16 protein-coding genes and 1 tRNA gene are annotated in these 16,500 nt (G+C 40.3%); 11 read left to right on the top strand and 6 right to left on the bottom strand.

The genetic code is table 11. From position 1 onward, the window contains the following. Positions 1 to 99 precede the first annotated feature (99 nt). The 7 genes from purD (at position 100) to EFE42_RS07645 (ending at position 7,659) form a co-directional block, all read left to right on the top strand. Entirely contained in the window at positions 100 to 1,413 is a 1,314-nt protein-coding gene (gene purD / locus EFE42_RS07675) for a phosphoribosylamine--glycine ligase (RefSeq protein ID WP_123136691.1), read from the top strand. A gap of 1 nt (position 1,414) precedes the next feature. Next, on the top strand, positions 1,415 to 2,323 hold the full coding sequence (gene argF / locus EFE42_RS07670; protein ID WP_123136690.1) for an ornithine carbamoyltransferase: 909 nt from the start codon (positions 1,415 to 1,417) through the stop codon (positions 2,321 to 2,323). Positions 2,324 to 2,625: 302 nt separating this feature from the next. Beyond that, positions 2,626 to 2,710 (top strand) — tRNA-Leu (locus EFE42_RS07665). A gap of 260 nt (positions 2,711 to 2,970) precedes the next feature. Continuing rightward, the gene (locus EFE42_RS07660; protein ID WP_123136689.1) at positions 2,971 to 3,375 is read left to right on the top strand and encodes a hypothetical protein; all 405 of its coding nucleotides are present in this window, start codon (positions 2,971 to 2,973) and stop codon (positions 3,373 to 3,375) included. Between the two features lie 186 nt (positions 3,376 to 3,561). Continuing rightward, positions 3,562 to 5,928 carry a GLUG motif-containing protein gene (locus EFE42_RS07655; RefSeq protein ID WP_123136688.1) on the top strand — a complete coding sequence of 789 codons (2,367 nt, stop codon included), beginning with the start codon at positions 3,562 to 3,564 and terminating at the stop codon, positions 5,926 to 5,928. Continuing rightward, positions 5,925 to 7,118 (top strand): PGF-pre-PGF domain-containing protein, encoded by a 1,194-nt coding sequence (locus EFE42_RS07650; protein WP_123136687.1) that lies wholly within the window; start codon positions 5,925 to 5,927, stop codon positions 7,116 to 7,118. Before EFE42_RS07655 ends, EFE42_RS07650 begins: the two co-directional genes overlap by 4 nt. Positions 7,119 to 7,284: 166 nt before the next feature. Beyond that, positions 7,285 to 7,659 carry a DUF2283 domain-containing protein gene (locus tag EFE42_RS07645; protein ID WP_233564774.1) on the top strand — a complete coding sequence of 125 codons (375 nt, stop codon included), beginning with the start codon at positions 7,285 to 7,287 and terminating at the stop codon, positions 7,657 to 7,659. An 8-nt stretch (positions 7,660 to 7,667) separates the two neighbouring features. On the opposite strand, the gene EFE42_RS10895 is transcribed toward EFE42_RS07645, so the two are convergent. From EFE42_RS10895 to EFE42_RS07630, 4 genes are all read right to left on the bottom strand, one after another. Further along, positions 7,668 to 7,799 carry a hypothetical protein gene (locus EFE42_RS10895; protein WP_255419072.1) on the bottom strand — a complete coding sequence of 44 codons (132 nt, stop codon included), beginning with the start codon at positions 7,797 to 7,799 and terminating at the stop codon, positions 7,668 to 7,670. Between the two features lie 54 nt (positions 7,800 to 7,853). Beyond that, the gene (locus EFE42_RS07640) at positions 7,854 to 8,255 is read right to left on the bottom strand and encodes a secondary thiamine-phosphate synthase enzyme YjbQ (RefSeq protein ID WP_123136686.1); all 402 of its coding nucleotides are present in this window, start codon (positions 8,253 to 8,255) and stop codon (positions 7,854 to 7,856) included. A gap of 21 nt (positions 8,256 to 8,276) precedes the next feature. Continuing rightward, the gene (locus EFE42_RS07635; protein ID WP_123136685.1) at positions 8,277 to 8,885 is read right to left on the bottom strand and encodes a hypothetical protein; all 609 of its coding nucleotides are present in this window, start codon (positions 8,883 to 8,885) and stop codon (positions 8,277 to 8,279) included. A gap of 79 nt (positions 8,886 to 8,964) precedes the next feature. Further along, entirely contained in the window at positions 8,965 to 9,234 is a 270-nt protein-coding gene (locus EFE42_RS07630; RefSeq protein WP_123136684.1) for a ferritin family protein, read from the bottom strand. 82 nt (positions 9,235 to 9,316) lie between these two features. Between EFE42_RS07630 and EFE42_RS10645 the strand changes: the two genes are divergently transcribed. Continuing rightward, positions 9,317 to 9,532: a hypothetical protein gene (locus EFE42_RS10645; protein ID WP_199724107.1), complete on the top strand. Its 216-nt coding sequence runs from the start codon at positions 9,317 to 9,319 to the stop codon at positions 9,530 to 9,532. An 8-nt stretch (positions 9,533 to 9,540) separates the two neighbouring features. Further along, positions 9,541 to 9,714: an ACT domain-containing protein gene (locus EFE42_RS11020; RefSeq protein WP_199724111.1), complete on the top strand. Its 174-nt coding sequence runs from the start codon at positions 9,541 to 9,543 to the stop codon at positions 9,712 to 9,714. Between the two features lie 28 nt (positions 9,715 to 9,742). Here EFE42_RS11020 and EFE42_RS07620 read toward each other — a convergent pair whose 3' ends face one another. Next, a complete protein-coding gene (locus tag EFE42_RS07620; protein WP_123136683.1) occupies positions 9,743 to 12,787 on the bottom strand; it encodes an FAD-binding and (Fe-S)-binding domain-containing protein in 3,045 nt (1,014 codons plus the stop codon). A gap of 144 nt (positions 12,788 to 12,931) precedes the next feature. Here EFE42_RS07620 and EFE42_RS07615 point away from each other — a divergent pair, with 144 nt between their 5' ends. Together EFE42_RS07615 and EFE42_RS07610 are read left to right on the top strand one after the other, a co-directional pair. Then, complete coding sequence (locus tag EFE42_RS07615; protein ID WP_199724106.1) at positions 12,932 to 13,267, top strand: ABC transporter ATP-binding protein; 336 nt, start codon at positions 12,932 to 12,934, stop codon at positions 13,265 to 13,267. 168 nt (positions 13,268 to 13,435) lie between these two features. Further along, the gene (locus EFE42_RS07610; RefSeq protein ID WP_158599206.1) at positions 13,436 to 15,550 is read left to right on the top strand and encodes a histidine kinase N-terminal 7TM domain-containing protein; all 2,115 of its coding nucleotides are present in this window, start codon (positions 13,436 to 13,438) and stop codon (positions 15,548 to 15,550) included. 35 nt (positions 15,551 to 15,585) lie between these two features. Here the strand turns inward: EFE42_RS07610 and EFE42_RS07605 are convergent, their stop codons facing one another. Continuing rightward, entirely contained in the window at positions 15,586 to 16,401 is an 816-nt protein-coding gene (locus tag EFE42_RS07605; protein ID WP_123136681.1) for an FTR1 family protein, read from the bottom strand. Between the last annotated feature and the right edge of the window lie 99 nt (positions 16,402 to 16,500).

The raw sequence follows: 16,500 nt of genomic DNA, 5'->3' as shown, positions 1-16,500 counted from the left end.
GCTCTATTCTAATAATAACTGTTTACAACACATATTTGCATAATATAATGAATATATGGCAACGTGTTTTATAGGATTTTTAATCAGAGAGGTCTACAGATGAATGTTTTGCTTATCGGTGGAAGCGGCAGAGAGCATGCCATTGCTGAAGCCATCTCCAGAAGTAAGAGAGAGCCGCAACTGTATGCAGTAATGAGCAAAAAAAATCCCGGTATAGCAAAGCTTTGCAGGGATTTCTTACTTGAAAAAGAAACAGATGTGGAAAAAGTGGTTGAATATGCCACTTCACAAAAAATAGACATTGCATTCATAGGTCCGGAAGCACCTCTAGCAGTCGGTCTTGTAGATGCTCTTGAAAAAGCCAAAATTCCTTCAGTGGGTCCGAAAAAGGATGTTGCCCAGATTGAATTTGATAAATCATGGGCCAGGACTTTCATGAAGGAAGAAAATATCGAAGGATGTCCTGCTTTTAAAGTATTCAACGACGAAAAAGGGTTGAAAGAATATATCGAGGAACTGGGAGATGTCGCGATAAAACCCGCCGGACTTACCGGAGGCAAAGGCGTCAGGGTTATGGGCGATCAGCTGCCAGATACCACAGATGCCTATGAATATGCACTTAGTATCCTCGAAAAAGATAGTGTGGTTGTTGAAGAGAACCTGAAAGGAGAAGAATTCACCCTGCAGGCATTTGTTGACGGGAGCACCCTTGCTTTTGCTCCCTGCGTACAGGACCACAAGAGAGCATTCGAAAATGATCTGGGACCCAACACCGGCGGAATGGGAGCCTATTCCGACACTGATGTAATCCTGCCTTTCATGATGGTAGATGATCTGGAGAAGGCAAAAGCAATCATGCAAAAGGTAGTAGAAAAGCTCTGTGAAGTTACAGGAATCCCGTACCAGGGCATCCTTTACGGCCAGTTCATCCTTACCAGGAAAGGACCCAAGGTAATAGAGTTCAATGCACGTTTCGGAGACCCCGAAGCTATGAACGTAATGCCTCTGCTTGAGACCGATATGCTTGATGTCATGGAAGCTATCGTGGAAGAGCGTCTGGAAGACCTCGATGTGGTGTTTAGCAAGAGGGCAACTGTGTGTAAGTATGTTGTTCCGGCAGGGTATCCGGATAACCCCGATTCAGACAAAGAGATTGTTTTCGGGGATATGGGCGATGCAATTTTGTTCTATTCCAGTGTATATGAAAAAGATGGTAAAATCTATACCAGCACATCTCGCGCCGCAGCTGTTGTCGGTATCGCTAATTCTATAAGCAAGGCTGAAAGAATAGCACAGGATGCACTTGAAAATATCATCGGCGATTTGCATTCACGCCGGGATATCGGCACCCGGGCTCTTGTACGAAAGAAAATCACACATATGAATAAGATAAGAGAGTTAAAACAGAGCTGATATAATGAAAAATGTTCTGTCAATGACGGACCTTTCCAAAGAAGATATACTGGCTATATTGGAGACAGGAGAGGATCTGAAAGAAAAGAGAATTAAGGGCAAGGTCACTGATCTGCTGAAAAACAAAAGCCTTGCGATGATCTTTGAAAAATCATCTACCAGAACCCGGGTCTCCTTTGAGGTGGCCATGAGTGATATGGGCGGCCATTCCCTGTACCTGAACCAGAGGGACATGCAGATAGGAAGGGGTGAAACGGTTGCAGACACCGCAAAGGTCCTTTCCAGGTATGTAGCAGCTATTACTGCCAGGGTGAACAGCCACTCAACCGTGGAAGAACTCGCAGAACATGCTACCGTGCCTGTGATCAATGCCCTCTCCGATAAGGAACACCCCTGCCAAATCCTGGCAGACCTGCTGACAATCCAGGAGTACAAGAATAATCTGGAAGGACTGAAGCTTACCTGGGTAGGCGATGGCAACAATGTGTGCAATTCAATGATACTGGGTTGTGCCCTGGTAGGAATGGAGATTGCTGTGGCCTGTCCTGATGGTTATGATCCGGACGATGATATCGTAAGCATGGCACGTGAAATGGATGGCAAGGTTGAGATCCTAAAGGATCCAATAAAGGCTTCTACTGATGCCGACGTTCTCTATACCGATGTCTGGATATCCATGGGAGACGAAGAGGAAAGGGATAAAAGACTGAGTGACCTGGCGGATTACCAGATAAACAGTAAGTTGCTTGATGTAGCAAAGAATGATGTAATCGTTATGCATTGTCTGCCGGCCCACAGGGGAGAAGAGATATCTGCAGAGGTCATGGACGGAACCCATTCAGTGGTTTTCGATCAGGCAGAAAACCGGTTGCATGCACAGAAAGCCCTGATATTGAAACTTATCGGATGAGAAGGAACTCATCCGTTTGTTCCTTTTTCATTTAATGACCCTTTATATTTTTTAATGCCATGCTCAGAGTCACCCCTCGTTGGAAAAAACAGGCAAAAGAGGCTATATACCGGCCATGCATTCTGTTTATAGGGGAGAAATACAAATTCTAACCCATGCCGGGGGTTAAAAACTTCCGGCTTACAACCTCCAAAAACAAACTCCTATATTTAGATGTCAGGGTGAAACATCCCTGACCTACTTTTTATCCAAGACCAAAACCCTTAAGAATCAAAAGCCCTATCTATAGCCAGAAATCGTGTGCGAGGGTTGCCCAGCCAGGCCAAAGGCGATAGGTTCAGGGCCTATTCTCGTAGGAGTTCGAGGGTTCGAATCCCTTCCCTCGCATCACAATCTTTTTTGCGGTGTTATAATTAATACTGATAAACAGAAATCTGCAAATTTGTTTTAAATGCCGATTTTGTATTAGATGATCAACATTGCAACTTCAAATATTTTATATAATAGAATTTCAAATATTCATACATGGCTAAATTCTTGATCACTGGCCACACGAATTATAAGAAGCACTTCGGAGAAGTGGAATGTTCCTCAGTTGGTTTTGAACTTTTCACAACAAATAAAAATTATTTATAAAGGTGAGATACATGGTACAAGATGAGGACTCCGGGAGAGCCGGTAATAATTTTGGTCATCTTATGGCTAAGCATGCAGCAAAGCACTTTGGTGTGAAATTACTCGATAACGGAAATAATAGCAATGAAACTATACTTGATGGCCAAAAAGTTGTCATAAAGAGTGCCCATAAAAGTAATAATAGGATAGGTATCCCACATAATGTCTTAGACAGAGTTGACAATGTGATTGCGATACTTGAGGACAAAACAAGCCCGGATAATGGTATTCACAAATATTCAATTTATAAAATTGATTCCAAATGGTTTAAATCAGAAATGAAACCGGATTATAAAAGAGATAATGTAGGACATCTTGGAGGTGGGAAAATTAGAAAACATAGCCCGAAAATTGGTGTTTTGTCTTGTTATTTTTGAATTGGTTGTGATGTATAATTTTCCCGATTAGTGAAATAAAGTAAATTAATGTTAATAATAAAGATTGAAGAAATTTGTAGTTTTTACCTTTAACAGCTATCAAATGTTTTGGAATATAAAAGAACTTCAAATTCATATTCGATTCATATAGGAAAATTTAAGTGTTGTCAATTCACATCTAAAACTATGCCAAAAGATGAATACAGTATTATCAGAAAAACAGTAACCGATATATCAATTGTAAAATATCCCATTATTTCATTTCTATTTTGTATAATATTAATTACTGGCTCTGCTGCTGCATTTGCAGGTGGAGATGGTTCTGTTGAGAGTCCATATCAGATATCGAATGTAAATGAACTTCAAAATATACAGAATGACTTAGATGCAAACTATATACTGATTAATAATATTGATGCATCTGTAACATCTGAATGGAATGATGGTGCAGGTTTTGAACCAATCGGTGATTATGATTACAGATTTACTGGTTCTCTTGACGGCAATAATTACACAATATTTGATTTATTCATTAATAGACCATTTTCCGAATACGTGGGCCTCTTCGGTTGTACTCGCAAAAATAATAAAATAATAATATCTTACTTAGGGCTTAACAATATCAATGTAAGTGGAAATACATATGTGGGCGGACTTGTTGGTTGCAATCGTGAATCTATTATCTATCAAAGTCATACAACAGGAAATGTGATTGGCAATGCCGACTATGTAGGCGGACTTGTTGGTGAAAATTCGCAAGGTGAAATTTATAATAGCTATGCGGCAGGAAATGTGACTGGTTATGACTCCGAGGTTGGAGGACTGATTGGTAGGAATTTAAACGGTGTAATTTATAATAGCTATGCAACAGGAAATGTAACTGGCAGTTACATACGTGTGGGTGGACTTATTGGTTACAACTATGTATCTATTATCAATCAAAGTTATGCAGCAGGAAATGTAACTGGCAATTCAGACTATGTGGGTGGACTTGTTGGTTACAATTATGAATCCATTACCAATCAAAGTTATGCAACAGGAAATGTGATTGGCAATGCCGACTATGTAGGTGGACTTGTTGGTGAAAATTCGCAAGGTGAAATTTATAATAGCTATGCGGCAGGAAATGTGACTGGTCACTGGTACATAGGTGGTTTAATCGGTTCTAGTGATTCTGGTAGTACAATCAAAAACAGCTATTCAATTGGGAATTTGAATGGCAATGATTATTATGGCGGTCTCATTGGTGGCAATTTTGGAAGTGTTATTAGTAGTTACTACAACAAAGAAACATCAGGACAAAGTGATACAGGAAAAGGTATACCAAAAACTACTATCGAAATGAAACAGCAATCAACATACACAAATTGGGATTTTGATAATGCATGGTTTATTCATGCATCCATAAATGATGGGTACCCTCAATTGCATAATTTCATATCTGCATATCCTCCGGTTTCTGACTTTACATCCAATGTTACTTCAGGAGTTGTTCCGCCACTGTCTGTGAAATTTACAGATTTGTCATCAAAAGAACCTACACAATGGCTTTGGGATTTTGGTGACGGTAATACTTCAACAGAACAAAATCCAACGCATACGTACACAAATTACGGAAACTATAATGTCAGTCTTACTGCAATTAACGATGTAGCTGATGATACTGAAACAAAAATTGACTATATTGCTATCGATGAGAACATTATATGCATGGCTAAATCGATCGGTTTTAATGATTCAAGTGCAGTAGAAGACAGTACTTTAACTATTCCATTAGAACTTCTCAATGTTTCAAATGGTCCAATCCAGACCATTAAATGTGATATACAATACAATGAATCAATTCTGTCTCTTGAATCTATAGGCTCAGGCAATCTCACATCAGGATGGACAGTATCCAAAGGTATCAATGGATATTCAATCACTCTAACTACTTCTGATAGTGAACTTACTATCCAAAATGAATCATCTGGAGATATCTGTAATTTAACATTTTCCGTAATTGGAAAGTCTGGTGAAAGTACTGAACTAACCCCATGGAATGTTGATTTAGCAAATACTGCAAATTTACATGGTTATGCTTCTTCCAAAAATGGTATTTTCACAGTGGAAACTCCAGGAAGATTGTCTGGTAATGTTAGCTACAACTTCAATGGCACAAGTATTGAAAATGTTGATGTATCTTTTATGCAGTCTGGAAATCTGATTGATAAAAACACTACTAACACTTCAGGATATTATATATTTACAAATATTGAACCTGGGACATATAATATCATATTCGACAAAGCCGGTTTCTACTCTGAAGAAATATCTGTACAAACATCCGCCGGCTCCGATATCTATAGAGATTCCAATATGATAATTACTGGCGATCTTGATGGGAATGGAATTTCTGCAGATGCAGTAGACGTTAACATGATGATGCAAGCCAGTGTAGGAAACTTAGCATCAAATCGTTATTTTGATCTTGATAAAAATGAAGAATTTGCAGATGCAGTAGACGTCAATATGATGATACAAGCCAGTGTCGGAGATATAGTATTGGAGTGACACTCAAGAATCTAAATAATTCTTATAAATACAGGAGAATATATGACTCTAAAAAAAGTGAAAGTCTTGTTATGGCGGATTCAATCGGATTAAAGGAAGATTATGAAGCAAATGAGAACGATACACTATCAATTCCAATCATTATTCAAAATGTTTCCAATGGTCCAATCCAGACCATTAAATGTGATATACAATACAATGAGTCAGTTCTGTTCCTTGAATCTGTAGAAGTCGGTAACCTCACAAACGGATGGACTATTCTTACAGGAGATAATGTTCATTCTGTAACTTTGACTACAACGGATAGTAGCATTTCCATAAAAAACGAATCTTCAGGAAATATATTTAATTTACACTTTAATGTGACCGGAAATGCAGGTGATACTACTGCAATTTATCCAGAAAATATTGATATGGCAAATACTGCAAATTTGCATGGAAGTGTATTATCTACAAACAAAACTGTTGATATCAATAACGAAACTACTGTTCCTTCAGAAGACGATTCTTCAGGGAATGGTGGAAGTGGGGGAGGAGGTGGTGGGGCCACAGGTGAAGAGTTTGAAAATATCGCCTCCAAGCATGCACAGGTGAGTAAGGTGGCTGCAGGTGAAGATGTAAGATATGAGTTCAGTGAAGATGATATCGATTTAATGACCATCCAGTTTACAAGCCTCTCCAATGAAGGTCAAAGCAAAACATCAGTTGAAGTCCTCAAGGATACATCAGCGTTGGTGGATTCTTCTGCACCAGGAAAAGTCTATCAGAATCTGAATATCTGGGTTGGCAATGTCGCCTTTAATGAAGATGATATGGAGGATCCTGTAGTTGGATTTAGGGTAAGTAAAGAATGGATTTCTGATAATGATGTAGAACCTTCTTCAGTTGTACTTTGCCGGTATAATGATGGAGAATGGACTCAGCTTCCAACCGAAGTTATAGATGAAAATGAGAATTACTTCATTTATGAATCCGAAACACCCGGATTTTCACCGTTTGCGATATCTGCAATTTATGAAGAGGAGGAAACTTCTGCAGATTCCACCACAACATTGAATGAGTCATTAGAAGATAGGTTGAAAGAAGAAGTTGAAAATCGTGCAGAGAATGAATCAACTGTAGCATCTGGATTTGGAATATTGTTAACTGTTGGAGTACTAATGATAATAGCTTTATTGATAAGAAGGTAAACTTAAGGCCAAAATGAAATGGGAGAGACGGGTTTTCAGATAGACTAACAGTTGAAGACGAAACAGATATGTGCCGTCCTAACAATTATCATCCTACCTCCTTAAGGCAAATCCATGAAAATCTGTAGGGATTATGGATCAGAAAATAAAAAGGAGGATTAAGTAAATGAGCGGCGATGTAGTTCATTATGAACATAGTCATTTCGATTACGATTGGCTAAATGACAGCATGTACATCTATCCTCAGGACCGCAAATACAAATCCTCATTGATGTTAGATGATATCATCCTTGACGTGGACGAAAACAACAAGTTTGTCGGGATTGAGATACTTGACGCATCCAAGAAATTCAATATAAGTAAATGTGAGATGCGTGAACCTGTTGAATTAAATGTTAATTTTGAAACAGGGGAAGAAGGAACACTCACCCTCAACCTTAAAATGACTTTTGTAAAAAGGAATAATCCCGTTATAAGAACCGTTTCTGTTACCGTTAGCAAGAGACAAATTTATCGCCGGGATCAACCGCACTGGCCCTGACATAAATATCATTCACAGGTATCAAGCAGATGCCGGCTTTTTCCTACCCGTTCATCTCCCGGATGCACCGGCTCCACATGTGCCACTTTCTTTTTCTTATCTTTGCCTTCAGTTTCTTTCTTTTTATCTTTTTCCACCATAATAGGCCACCTATAAACAATTAGCACTGAATAAAAATAGTAGGAGTTGAGAATTCATCCCCTAAAATCAGATGATGATACCACTATATCTACGTTCCTCTTACGCGGCCCATCCAATTCCACAAAAAATATACTCTGCCATGTACCAAGTTCAAGATTGCCTTTTCTCACAGGCATCGTTTCACTGTTTCCCAGAAGAACAGCTCTTAAATGGGCATCTGCATTGTTATCTATCCGGTCATGATAGTAACCTGCACTTGAAGGAACCAGTTTTTCCAGCAATTCTATAATATCAGAAACCAAGCCCGATTCGTGTTCATTGACAATTATCGCACACGTTGTGTGGGAAGTACTAATCGCACACATTCCTTCATCGATATTACTGCTTCTCACCGCACCGGACACCTTATCGGTAATATCCAGAATTTCAACATGCTTGCTGGTGGACAATTGCATACAATTCCCTCCATTATAAACTCATAAATCATCACTGAATGCTTTTTCAACTACCCCTGATGCTATATTTTCAGCAATATGACGTCTATAGTAGGGATAGGTTACAAGACCTTTTGTAGTATCATTTATGGTGAGTTGCCCATGTCGCAATAGCTGATAACCATCCATAGAAGAAAAGACAACCGGCTTATCAAAATCATCAATCAGCATATCCAGGTATTCCATGTTGCCTGTGTGGGAATAAACAAATTCCACATCCATAGCTGCAGTTGAGTAAAACGGATTGTAGAAAATATCTGATTTATTAACAACAACAGCAAGTGCAGTACTGTCATAAATGACTGGTTCCATTGAAACGGTTTCCACTTTAAATCCTTTTTCTTCAAGAAGGTCTGCAATCTCATCTTCAAGAATTACAGAAACCCCATTCTCACCTTTTAAATCAAGGTAAACAACACTTGATGAAGCCGCAGCGGATGAATTGGGCTGGGAGAATGAATAGCCACTTATCTTTTGTTCAACACCTGTAGTTGAAGTGGAAGCACTTGCATCCACAAATGCCAGAAATAATGCAAATGTCACAAAAACGACAATTGAAACTATCAGAATACGATTATTTTTTAAATTCATTATTGATCGCAAGGTCCCCTACCCACCTTTCACATCAAAATAAACAGCTGCAAATATATAAATTTAATCTGACAAAGAATCATTTGCGGGCAAGGGAATAATCCGCCATTATTTCCAGATACTCCTGATCATATTCAAGTAAAACAGATTGGAACATTACAATATGAAGTTTTTCTTCCCTGGCAATATCCAGAAGGATTGCACGAAGATTTTCATCTTTTGTCAAGCCTGCCATCTGCTCATAGATATTAACCGCATCGAATTCTGCGATAATAGCAGCCCTTAATACCTCTTTATCGATATTTTCAGGATCTAGTTCCTCAAGTATTGCAGGAATTTGCGATAGCAACTTACAACCCCCATTAAAGAGAAGTGTTCATTTTATAAATAATACAGGGAAACATAGGTAACAGCACAACGGAAGCAGGAAAATGGAAAGCATAACACAAAATTCAATAAGCCTTGTATTGATAAGCGAGAAATTTGGGATATGCAGACTAAAAGCAACTGAAAAACTGCCTGAATGGGTATTATCTTCCAGCATCTTTTCCATAACCAGAATCACAGAAGAACTTTCCGTCATCTGCCCGCTAAATATCATTCCGGAAAATATTAAATGTGAAAAAATTGGAACTGTTTCAAAGTAAAGGGGCCGCTGGACTTTGGCCAGATAGGCATCCTTGCAAGGATCAGCAATACACTTTCTGAAAATGGAATCAGTATTTTTGTAATGTCAACCTATGATACGGATTACATTTTTGTAAAACAAATAAATTGCGAGGTAGCGTTTTCTGCACTGGAAGCGGCAGGTATGAAAATAGAAAAATGACACCCCCTATAAGGGGGTGTATCGAATCTTAGTTCTGCTTGATGTATTCTATCATCCGGGGTGTCAAAAGCGGTGCAATCTGTGGGAGCATGTTGGGCATCAGATTCTCCATTGCTTTTGGCATCAGGTCCGGGAGCTGTTCTTCCATGTAGTCAGGCATCTGGACATGACGGGTAACTGCTTCAAGCATATCCGGCATGACCTTCGGCATCAGGGACGGCAGGAGCATCGGCATCATTTTGGGCATCATCGGTGCCATTAGCTTATCCATACCCGGTACATATTTGACCGTTTTCATCATTCCCCTCATATACGAAGGCATGGCGGCCATCATCTGTGGCATCAGTTCCATCATCAGATTGGTCATGTTCTCAGGTTTCATAAGATAGATCATCTGTTCAAAGACAGCCCATCCCGCCAGAGCATCATTTGTGGTATCCGCAATATCATATCCCATACTACGGGCCACGGTTGCACCCAGATCCTGCACATCCACTGGAATATTGCTCTTCTGTGCAGACACACGCAACTGCACCTGACAACATGGACAGGCAGCAAGCATAATATCCGCACCCACGGCTTCAGCTTCTTTCAGGCGCATACCACCAATTACATTGGCAACGTCAGGCTCGTCCACCAGGGTCAATACTGAACCACAGCAGTGTCCGTTTTCCCTGTTGTGTTCCATTTCACGGAAGTCAACACCGGGAATCGCTTTTGCAAGTTTTCTGGGTGGCTCATAGATACCTCCGGCACGCCCCATGTGACAGGCATCATGGATAGTAACGGTCTTTTCAAGTGGAACCTTGAGTTTGGGTTCAAGTACGTCCATCCTTTCAGCAAGTACTTCGGAATAGTGCTTGACTTCAAAATCATAATCAATTCCCAGTTTTTCAGCCCACTGTCGGTAATAGGTATGCCACACGAACCAGCATGCAGGACAGGAAGTAATTACGGTTTTGACACCTTTTTTCTTCATGTTGCCTACATTCATTTTCATGATTTTTTCGAAAACATCCCACTTTCCGGCTGCGAGCATTGGAATACCACAGCAGGATTCTTCCTTGCCCAGAATAGTAAAATCAATTCCGGCATCAGAAAGCATGCGAGCAGATGCTTCTGCGATATCCTTTTCCACAAAAGAAGCTGTACACCCAGCAAAATAGGCATAATCGGCCTTTTCCTTGATCTTGGGTTTGAGGTCCTCCGGAACCCATTCATCCCTGCCTTTGCGGTATTCCGCCCAGATATTGCGTTCTTTGTTAAGACTCTGAGCCATAATCTCAAATGGCGGGAAGGTCATCTTACCACGCTGCTGCACAAGATTCTCCCTCAGGCGCAACCAGGAATTCTCAATGGGAAGATCCAGCTGGCACCGTACATCACACAATTCACAGGTAGTACATGCAAGGAAAGTATCAGTTTGTTCCTGATTTATCTCATCCCTTCCGGCCAGGTATTCCTTGATAAAGAACCATTTACCCCTGGGGGACTGGGATTCCCATCCACGCCCGTAATACTGATCACATTCATTTACACAATAGCCACACTGTGCACATGTGTATGCATGGGAAATTATGTCACCAGGAATGTTTTTCTGATCTTTGAATTCAGCCTTATCCACTCCTGACATGTTACCCACAAAGCGCATCATAGGTTCCATTTTACCTGCCATGGAAAGCGCAGAAGTGAATAAGCCCCTGCCGGTAAATGTCTCGGGATTCATGATATCGGAGGGATCAAGCTCCTTTTTGATATCCATCAATTGCTTGAGCCTTGCCCCGTAAACTTTCTCCGCCTGGTCGGCAAAGTAAAGACCGGAAGCATACATCCTGCCTCCATTATCTTCAGCAATCTTGATTATACTAAGACCCAGGGAGAATGCCATATTGAACTTGAAGGACCTCTCCGAATGAGGAATGAAACAGAGGAGGACTACTTCGCCATCCCGGGAAACCATCCCTTCAATCAATACAGGCAGAGATATTTTTTCGTTTATCTCATCGATTACCTTACTGACCTTGTCCTGGGGCACTACAATTTCTGCTGGAATGAAAGAAGGACCAAGCCTTTTGACTTTCATTGTCCTGAACCATTCACCTGTTTCATGTTTTGAAATTTGCTCAGGAAGGATGGAACCACCGGCTTCTTTGATGGCATCTTCAAGACCACCTACATCCCTGTCATCCGGATAGAAAAAATTGCAGATGTAAGCTTCAGGTAGATCAGTATCCTCCAGTATGATGGGTTCACCGTGGTGCAATTTTTGAGGAGCACGATTTTTCATGTCAGCAAAACCCGGATTAATAAATGATATGGACCAGAGCGCAATGTTGCGCTCATCAATCAACTGCAGAGCCTTTTGTAGAGCACCAGGACTCTCAAAGCTTGCAGAAACTGCTTTTGTTTGCCTGTGCGGTCTGATCTTGAGCGTGACCTGCGTAATAATACCAAGCGCACCCAGATTGCCTGCAATTTTTTGCAGATCAGTTCCTTCAAACTCACGCACCTTACCCTCGGGAGTTACCAGTCGTGCGGAAACCATTGTATCCTGGGACCAGCCGTACTCATAACTTCCGTAACCCAGACCGTTCTGCCCAAGCCAGCCTCCAACTGTAGCTGCCGGTGCACTTGAAGGCAGGGCACAGACAGAAAGATCAACATGATTCAGTTTGGATTCCAGTTTTTCCCAGACGATTCCCGCACCGACTGTTGCTGTCAGCTGTTCCCTGTCAATATCATATACATGGTTTAACCGGCCGACATCAGCAATAATTCCCCCCTTTGTAGGAATCACGCCTCCATAGCCGGATGTAGCTCCGGCCCTGGGAACCACAGGCACTGAATAACGGGAAGCAAAATCCATCAGTTTAACAACATCATCCTCATCCCTGAGTTTAACAATAGCAGCGGGTTCCGCTTTTCCGAGGAGTTTCTTTGCCATGGAAGGCAAAGCTCCTACATCATGGTTATAGAAATGACGTTCCCTGCGACTTAAATTGACCCGTTCCCCGAAAAGATCGGAAAGTTCTTTTTTCTGCTGTTCTGAAAACTCAAAGATTTGTTGTGACATAAATACCCTCCATTGATAATTATGAACTAAATACTATATAAAGTGAACATGGTATATAATGGTTTTGGGCATACCATACAAAACCTGTGTTTCATTTTCAATTGCAGAAGGGAAAAATGATCTGGAACTTCCCCCACATAGAAATTGCAACAAGTAAGCCTTGCCCGTGCATTGGTGCAACAACCCCGAATACTCCTGCTGGATGAACCCACAAGCAGCCTGGACCTGAAAAACCAGCTGAGTATCCTGAATACTGTTGTAGAGGTTGCCAGGAAAGAACACGTTTCAGCAGTAATAACCATGCATGATATTAATATGGCAATTAGATATTCCGATCGTTATGTCCTTATTAAAGATGGGGAAGTTTTTGCACACGGAAAGGAAGAAGTAATCACACCTGAAAATATCGAAGCGGTGTATGGGGTCAAAGTGACTATTGGAGAAGTCGATGGCTACAGGATAATTGTGCCTGTTGAGTAAGATTCACATCTGTTCCTGTCTACTATGTAAGTTCTATATATAATAGTAACAATATATAAGTAAAATGAATGATTCTTTTTCAGTGGTCGATACATCACAGTGCTTATATTATCCCTTCAATGAGGTGTAGCTATCACTTTACAAATGACTCCCTACGCTCTAATATTATTGGTATCAACGATTATATCCGCTTTTGTAGCATTGGCAGTGTGGCACAGACGTACCTCTACCGGAGGGACCACCCTTTTTCTTCTGATGCTTGCAATTATAGAATGGCAACTATGCGGAGCCTTTGAATCTATGGTTACAGGGATACCTGCAAAAATTTTCTGGTCAAAGGTTTGTTACATCGGATCACTGGCTACACCTTTGTTACTTTTTATTTTTGCAATCCAATATACAAAAATGGAAAAATGGCTTACCCGAAAAAACCTTACCTCGCTTTGCACGATACCAGCTATCATATTCATCCTTACGTTAACCAACGAATGGCATAACCTGATCTGGACAAGTTATACACCTGCACCAGATGCGCTCAATACCATTATTTACGGCCATGGACCGGGATTCTGGATAATGATAGCATATAACTATCTGATATTACTGGTTGCTACACTGATATTATTGCTTTCAGGGAAATCTTCCAGAAAAATATATCGTCAACAGTTAGAATTGATTATTGTTGCTCTTGTCTTTCCATGGGCAGGAAATATATTATACCTATTAGATATTGGACCTTTTCCTGGCCAGGACCTTACAATCGTAGGATTTACCCTGACAGGACTTATTCTTTCATTCAACCTTCACCAATTCAAATTCCTTGACCTGGTCCCCATGGCTCGTGACCTTTTAATGGAAAAGATGAATGACGGAATTATAGTTATTGATAATAAAGAACGTATCGTGGATATAAACCCTGCAGCACAAGAGATATTCAGCAACAAAACCGAAAAATTGCTCGGCAAAAATATAAGACAATTGTTTCCTGAACTGAATAACACAATCAAAAGAAATAATCTGTGCGGGAATGTATCCGGGGAACAGGAGATATGGAAAAATGGATTGAAAAACACCTATAATATCAATATTACCCTACTTGATGATAAACAAGGAAATCCTTTCGGGAAACTTATTCTTTTACATAATATTTCGGAACTGAAGAAAACTGAAGAAATACTGCGTGAAAGTGAAGAAAAATATCGTGCAATTGTAAACAATACTCATGAGATGGTCTACATCTATTGCGGAGAACGATTTCTGTTTGTCAATGATAGAATCTGCGAAATTACAGGTTATACAAGAGAGGAAATCGACAGTATGAAAGTGCTTGACCTGGTGCACCCCGAGGAAAAGGAAAAAATCAGGGAAATCATGCAAAGAAGAGCTGACTGCAAGGATGCACCTGCAACTCTTGAAACCTGTATAGTTACTAAAAACGGGGAAAAAAGACAGGTAGAAATTGCAATAAGCAGTATCAAATATGAAGGCCAGTGTGCAGCACTTGGCTCAGCCAGGGATATTACTGAAAGGAAAGAAAACGAAAATGTCCTCGTACAGGCAAAAATGAAAGCAGAAGAAGCAGACCGAACTAAATCTGAGTTTATGACTACCATGAGCCATGAACTCAGAACTCCCCTGAATTCAATTATCGGTTTTTCTCAGATGCTTCTTGAAGTTCCCGGCAGTGAACTTACCAATGCCCAAAACAAATATGCATCGAACATCTTAAAAAGTGGAGAAAATCTACTACAACTCATCAATGACATATTGGATATTTCGAGAGTTGAAGCAGGTAAAAAAGAAGTTGAAGCGGAATATTTTGACATTCAGAAAGCACTTGATGACGTGAATATGCTAATACACCCCCTCGCCTCAAAGAAAAACATAGAAGTCATTATTGATTGTGAAAATGCAAATAATTTACTCTACGCGGACATAATTATGTTCAAACAAGTCATGTACAATCTTCTCAACAATGCAATCAAATTCACTGCAGAAAAAGGAAAAATATCTGTCACAGCCAAATCCGAAGAAAAAGAGGCAAGTATATCGGTAAAAGACAATGGAATAGGCATATCTGAAGACAAAAAAGAAATGATCTTTGAACCATTCAAGCAAATTGATTCTGCAAAAAACAGAAGATATGAAGGTACAGGCCTGGGTTTGGCTCTTGTAAAAAATTATGTGGAAATGCATGGAGGGAACGTGTATGTTGAAAGTGAAGAAGGAAAAGGCAGCACGTTTATGTTTACAATTCCACAACAGGATATTTCCCTTAAATAAAAAATATATTCCAGACGGAATATATGTTTACAGTATTATGTAGTCTGCACCGTACCGGTTTTACTCTTTGAATTCAAACCTTTTATGCCAATACCAAGTGCTACATAGTAACCAATGTATGAAACTACTTCCAGCAATGAAGGGTTCCCATTGTACCCGAACAAGGACTTCAGCAATGATCCTGCAATACCATCTTCGCTCAATATGTGGTTAATGTCCCACAGATGTTCATTGAATACCGGAATGAGAGCCGCTTCCTGAAGTTCATGTATACCATGGGCAGTGAGTCCTGCAGCAAAGAGTATCAGGAAAACACTGGTAAGATTGAAAAACATACCCAGATCCAGGTGATATGAGGATTTGAATACCAGATACGCTATGACCACAGAAGCGGCCAGTCCCAGCAAACCGCCGTAAAGAACGGTACTTGTTTCTGTGTTCATTGCCGCAGCACCCATAAAGAGTACCGTTTCAATACCTTCTCTGAATACAGAAACAAAAGCCAGACCCATCAAGCCATATTCCGTTTTGGAATCTACATTCTTGCGTATATTTGCGGATATATTGCTGCTTTCTTTGAGCATCCATATGATCATTGACGTGAGCACAAGAGCTGCAAGCAACATCACTACTCCTTCAAAAAGTGCCTCATTCCTGCCTTCAAATTCAATTGCAAGAATGTTGAGGGTCACTGCCGCCAGCAAACTGCCAAGAATACCAAGACCCACACCGGCATATACATACTTATTCACATAAACTCTGTTTGTTTGTACCAGGTAACCCAGAATAACTCCCACAATCAAAAGGGCTTCCAGGCCTTCCCTGAATGTAATCATAAAGCTTTCCAACATGTTTGTTCTCCTGTAATTTTTAGGTACTCCTAATTAACGTTGTGAACTATATAAAAGTTAGGGTTTCCGTAAATATAGCCGATATCAAAATAGAAACTT

The sequence above is a fragment of the Methanohalophilus sp. RSK genome (assembly GCF_003722075.1).
GTDB lineage: Archaea > Halobacteriota > Methanosarcinia > Methanosarcinales > Methanosarcinaceae > Methanohalophilus.
Note: the sequence above shows the minus strand (reverse complement) of the source record. Positions and strands in the feature narration are given on the sequence as shown.

Coding starts and splice junctions, on each gene's coding strand:
- purD (WP_123136691.1), top strand. CDS start 100: ATGAATGTTTTGCTTATCGGTGGAAGCGGCAGAGAGCATGCCATTGCT.
- EFE42_RS07660 (WP_123136689.1), top strand. CDS start 2,971: ATGGTACAAGATGAGGACTCCGGGAGAGCCGGTAATAATTTTGGTCAT.
- EFE42_RS07655 (WP_123136688.1), top strand. CDS start 3,562: ATGCCAAAAGATGAATACAGTATTATCAGAAAAACAGTAACCGATATA.
- EFE42_RS07645 (WP_233564774.1), top strand. CDS start 7,285: ATGAGCGGCGATGTAGTTCATTATGAACATAGTCATTTCGATTACGAT.
- EFE42_RS10895 (WP_255419072.1), bottom strand. CDS start 7,799: ATGGTGGAAAAAGATAAAAAGAAAGAAACTGAAGGCAAAGATAAGAAA.
- EFE42_RS07640 (WP_123136686.1), bottom strand. CDS start 8,255: ATGCAATTGTCCACCAGCAAGCATGTTGAAATTCTGGATATTACCGAT.
- EFE42_RS07635 (WP_123136685.1), bottom strand. CDS start 8,885: ATGAATTTAAAAAATAATCGTATTCTGATAGTTTCAATTGTCGTTTTT.
- EFE42_RS10645 (WP_199724107.1), top strand. CDS start 9,317: ATGGAAAGCATAACACAAAATTCAATAAGCCTTGTATTGATAAGCGAG.
- EFE42_RS07620 (WP_123136683.1), bottom strand. CDS start 12,787: ATGTCACAACAAATCTTTGAGTTTTCAGAACAGCAGAAAAAAGAACTT.
- EFE42_RS07605 (WP_123136681.1), bottom strand. CDS start 16,401: ATGTTGGAAAGCTTTATGATTACATTCAGGGAAGGCCTGGAAGCCCTT.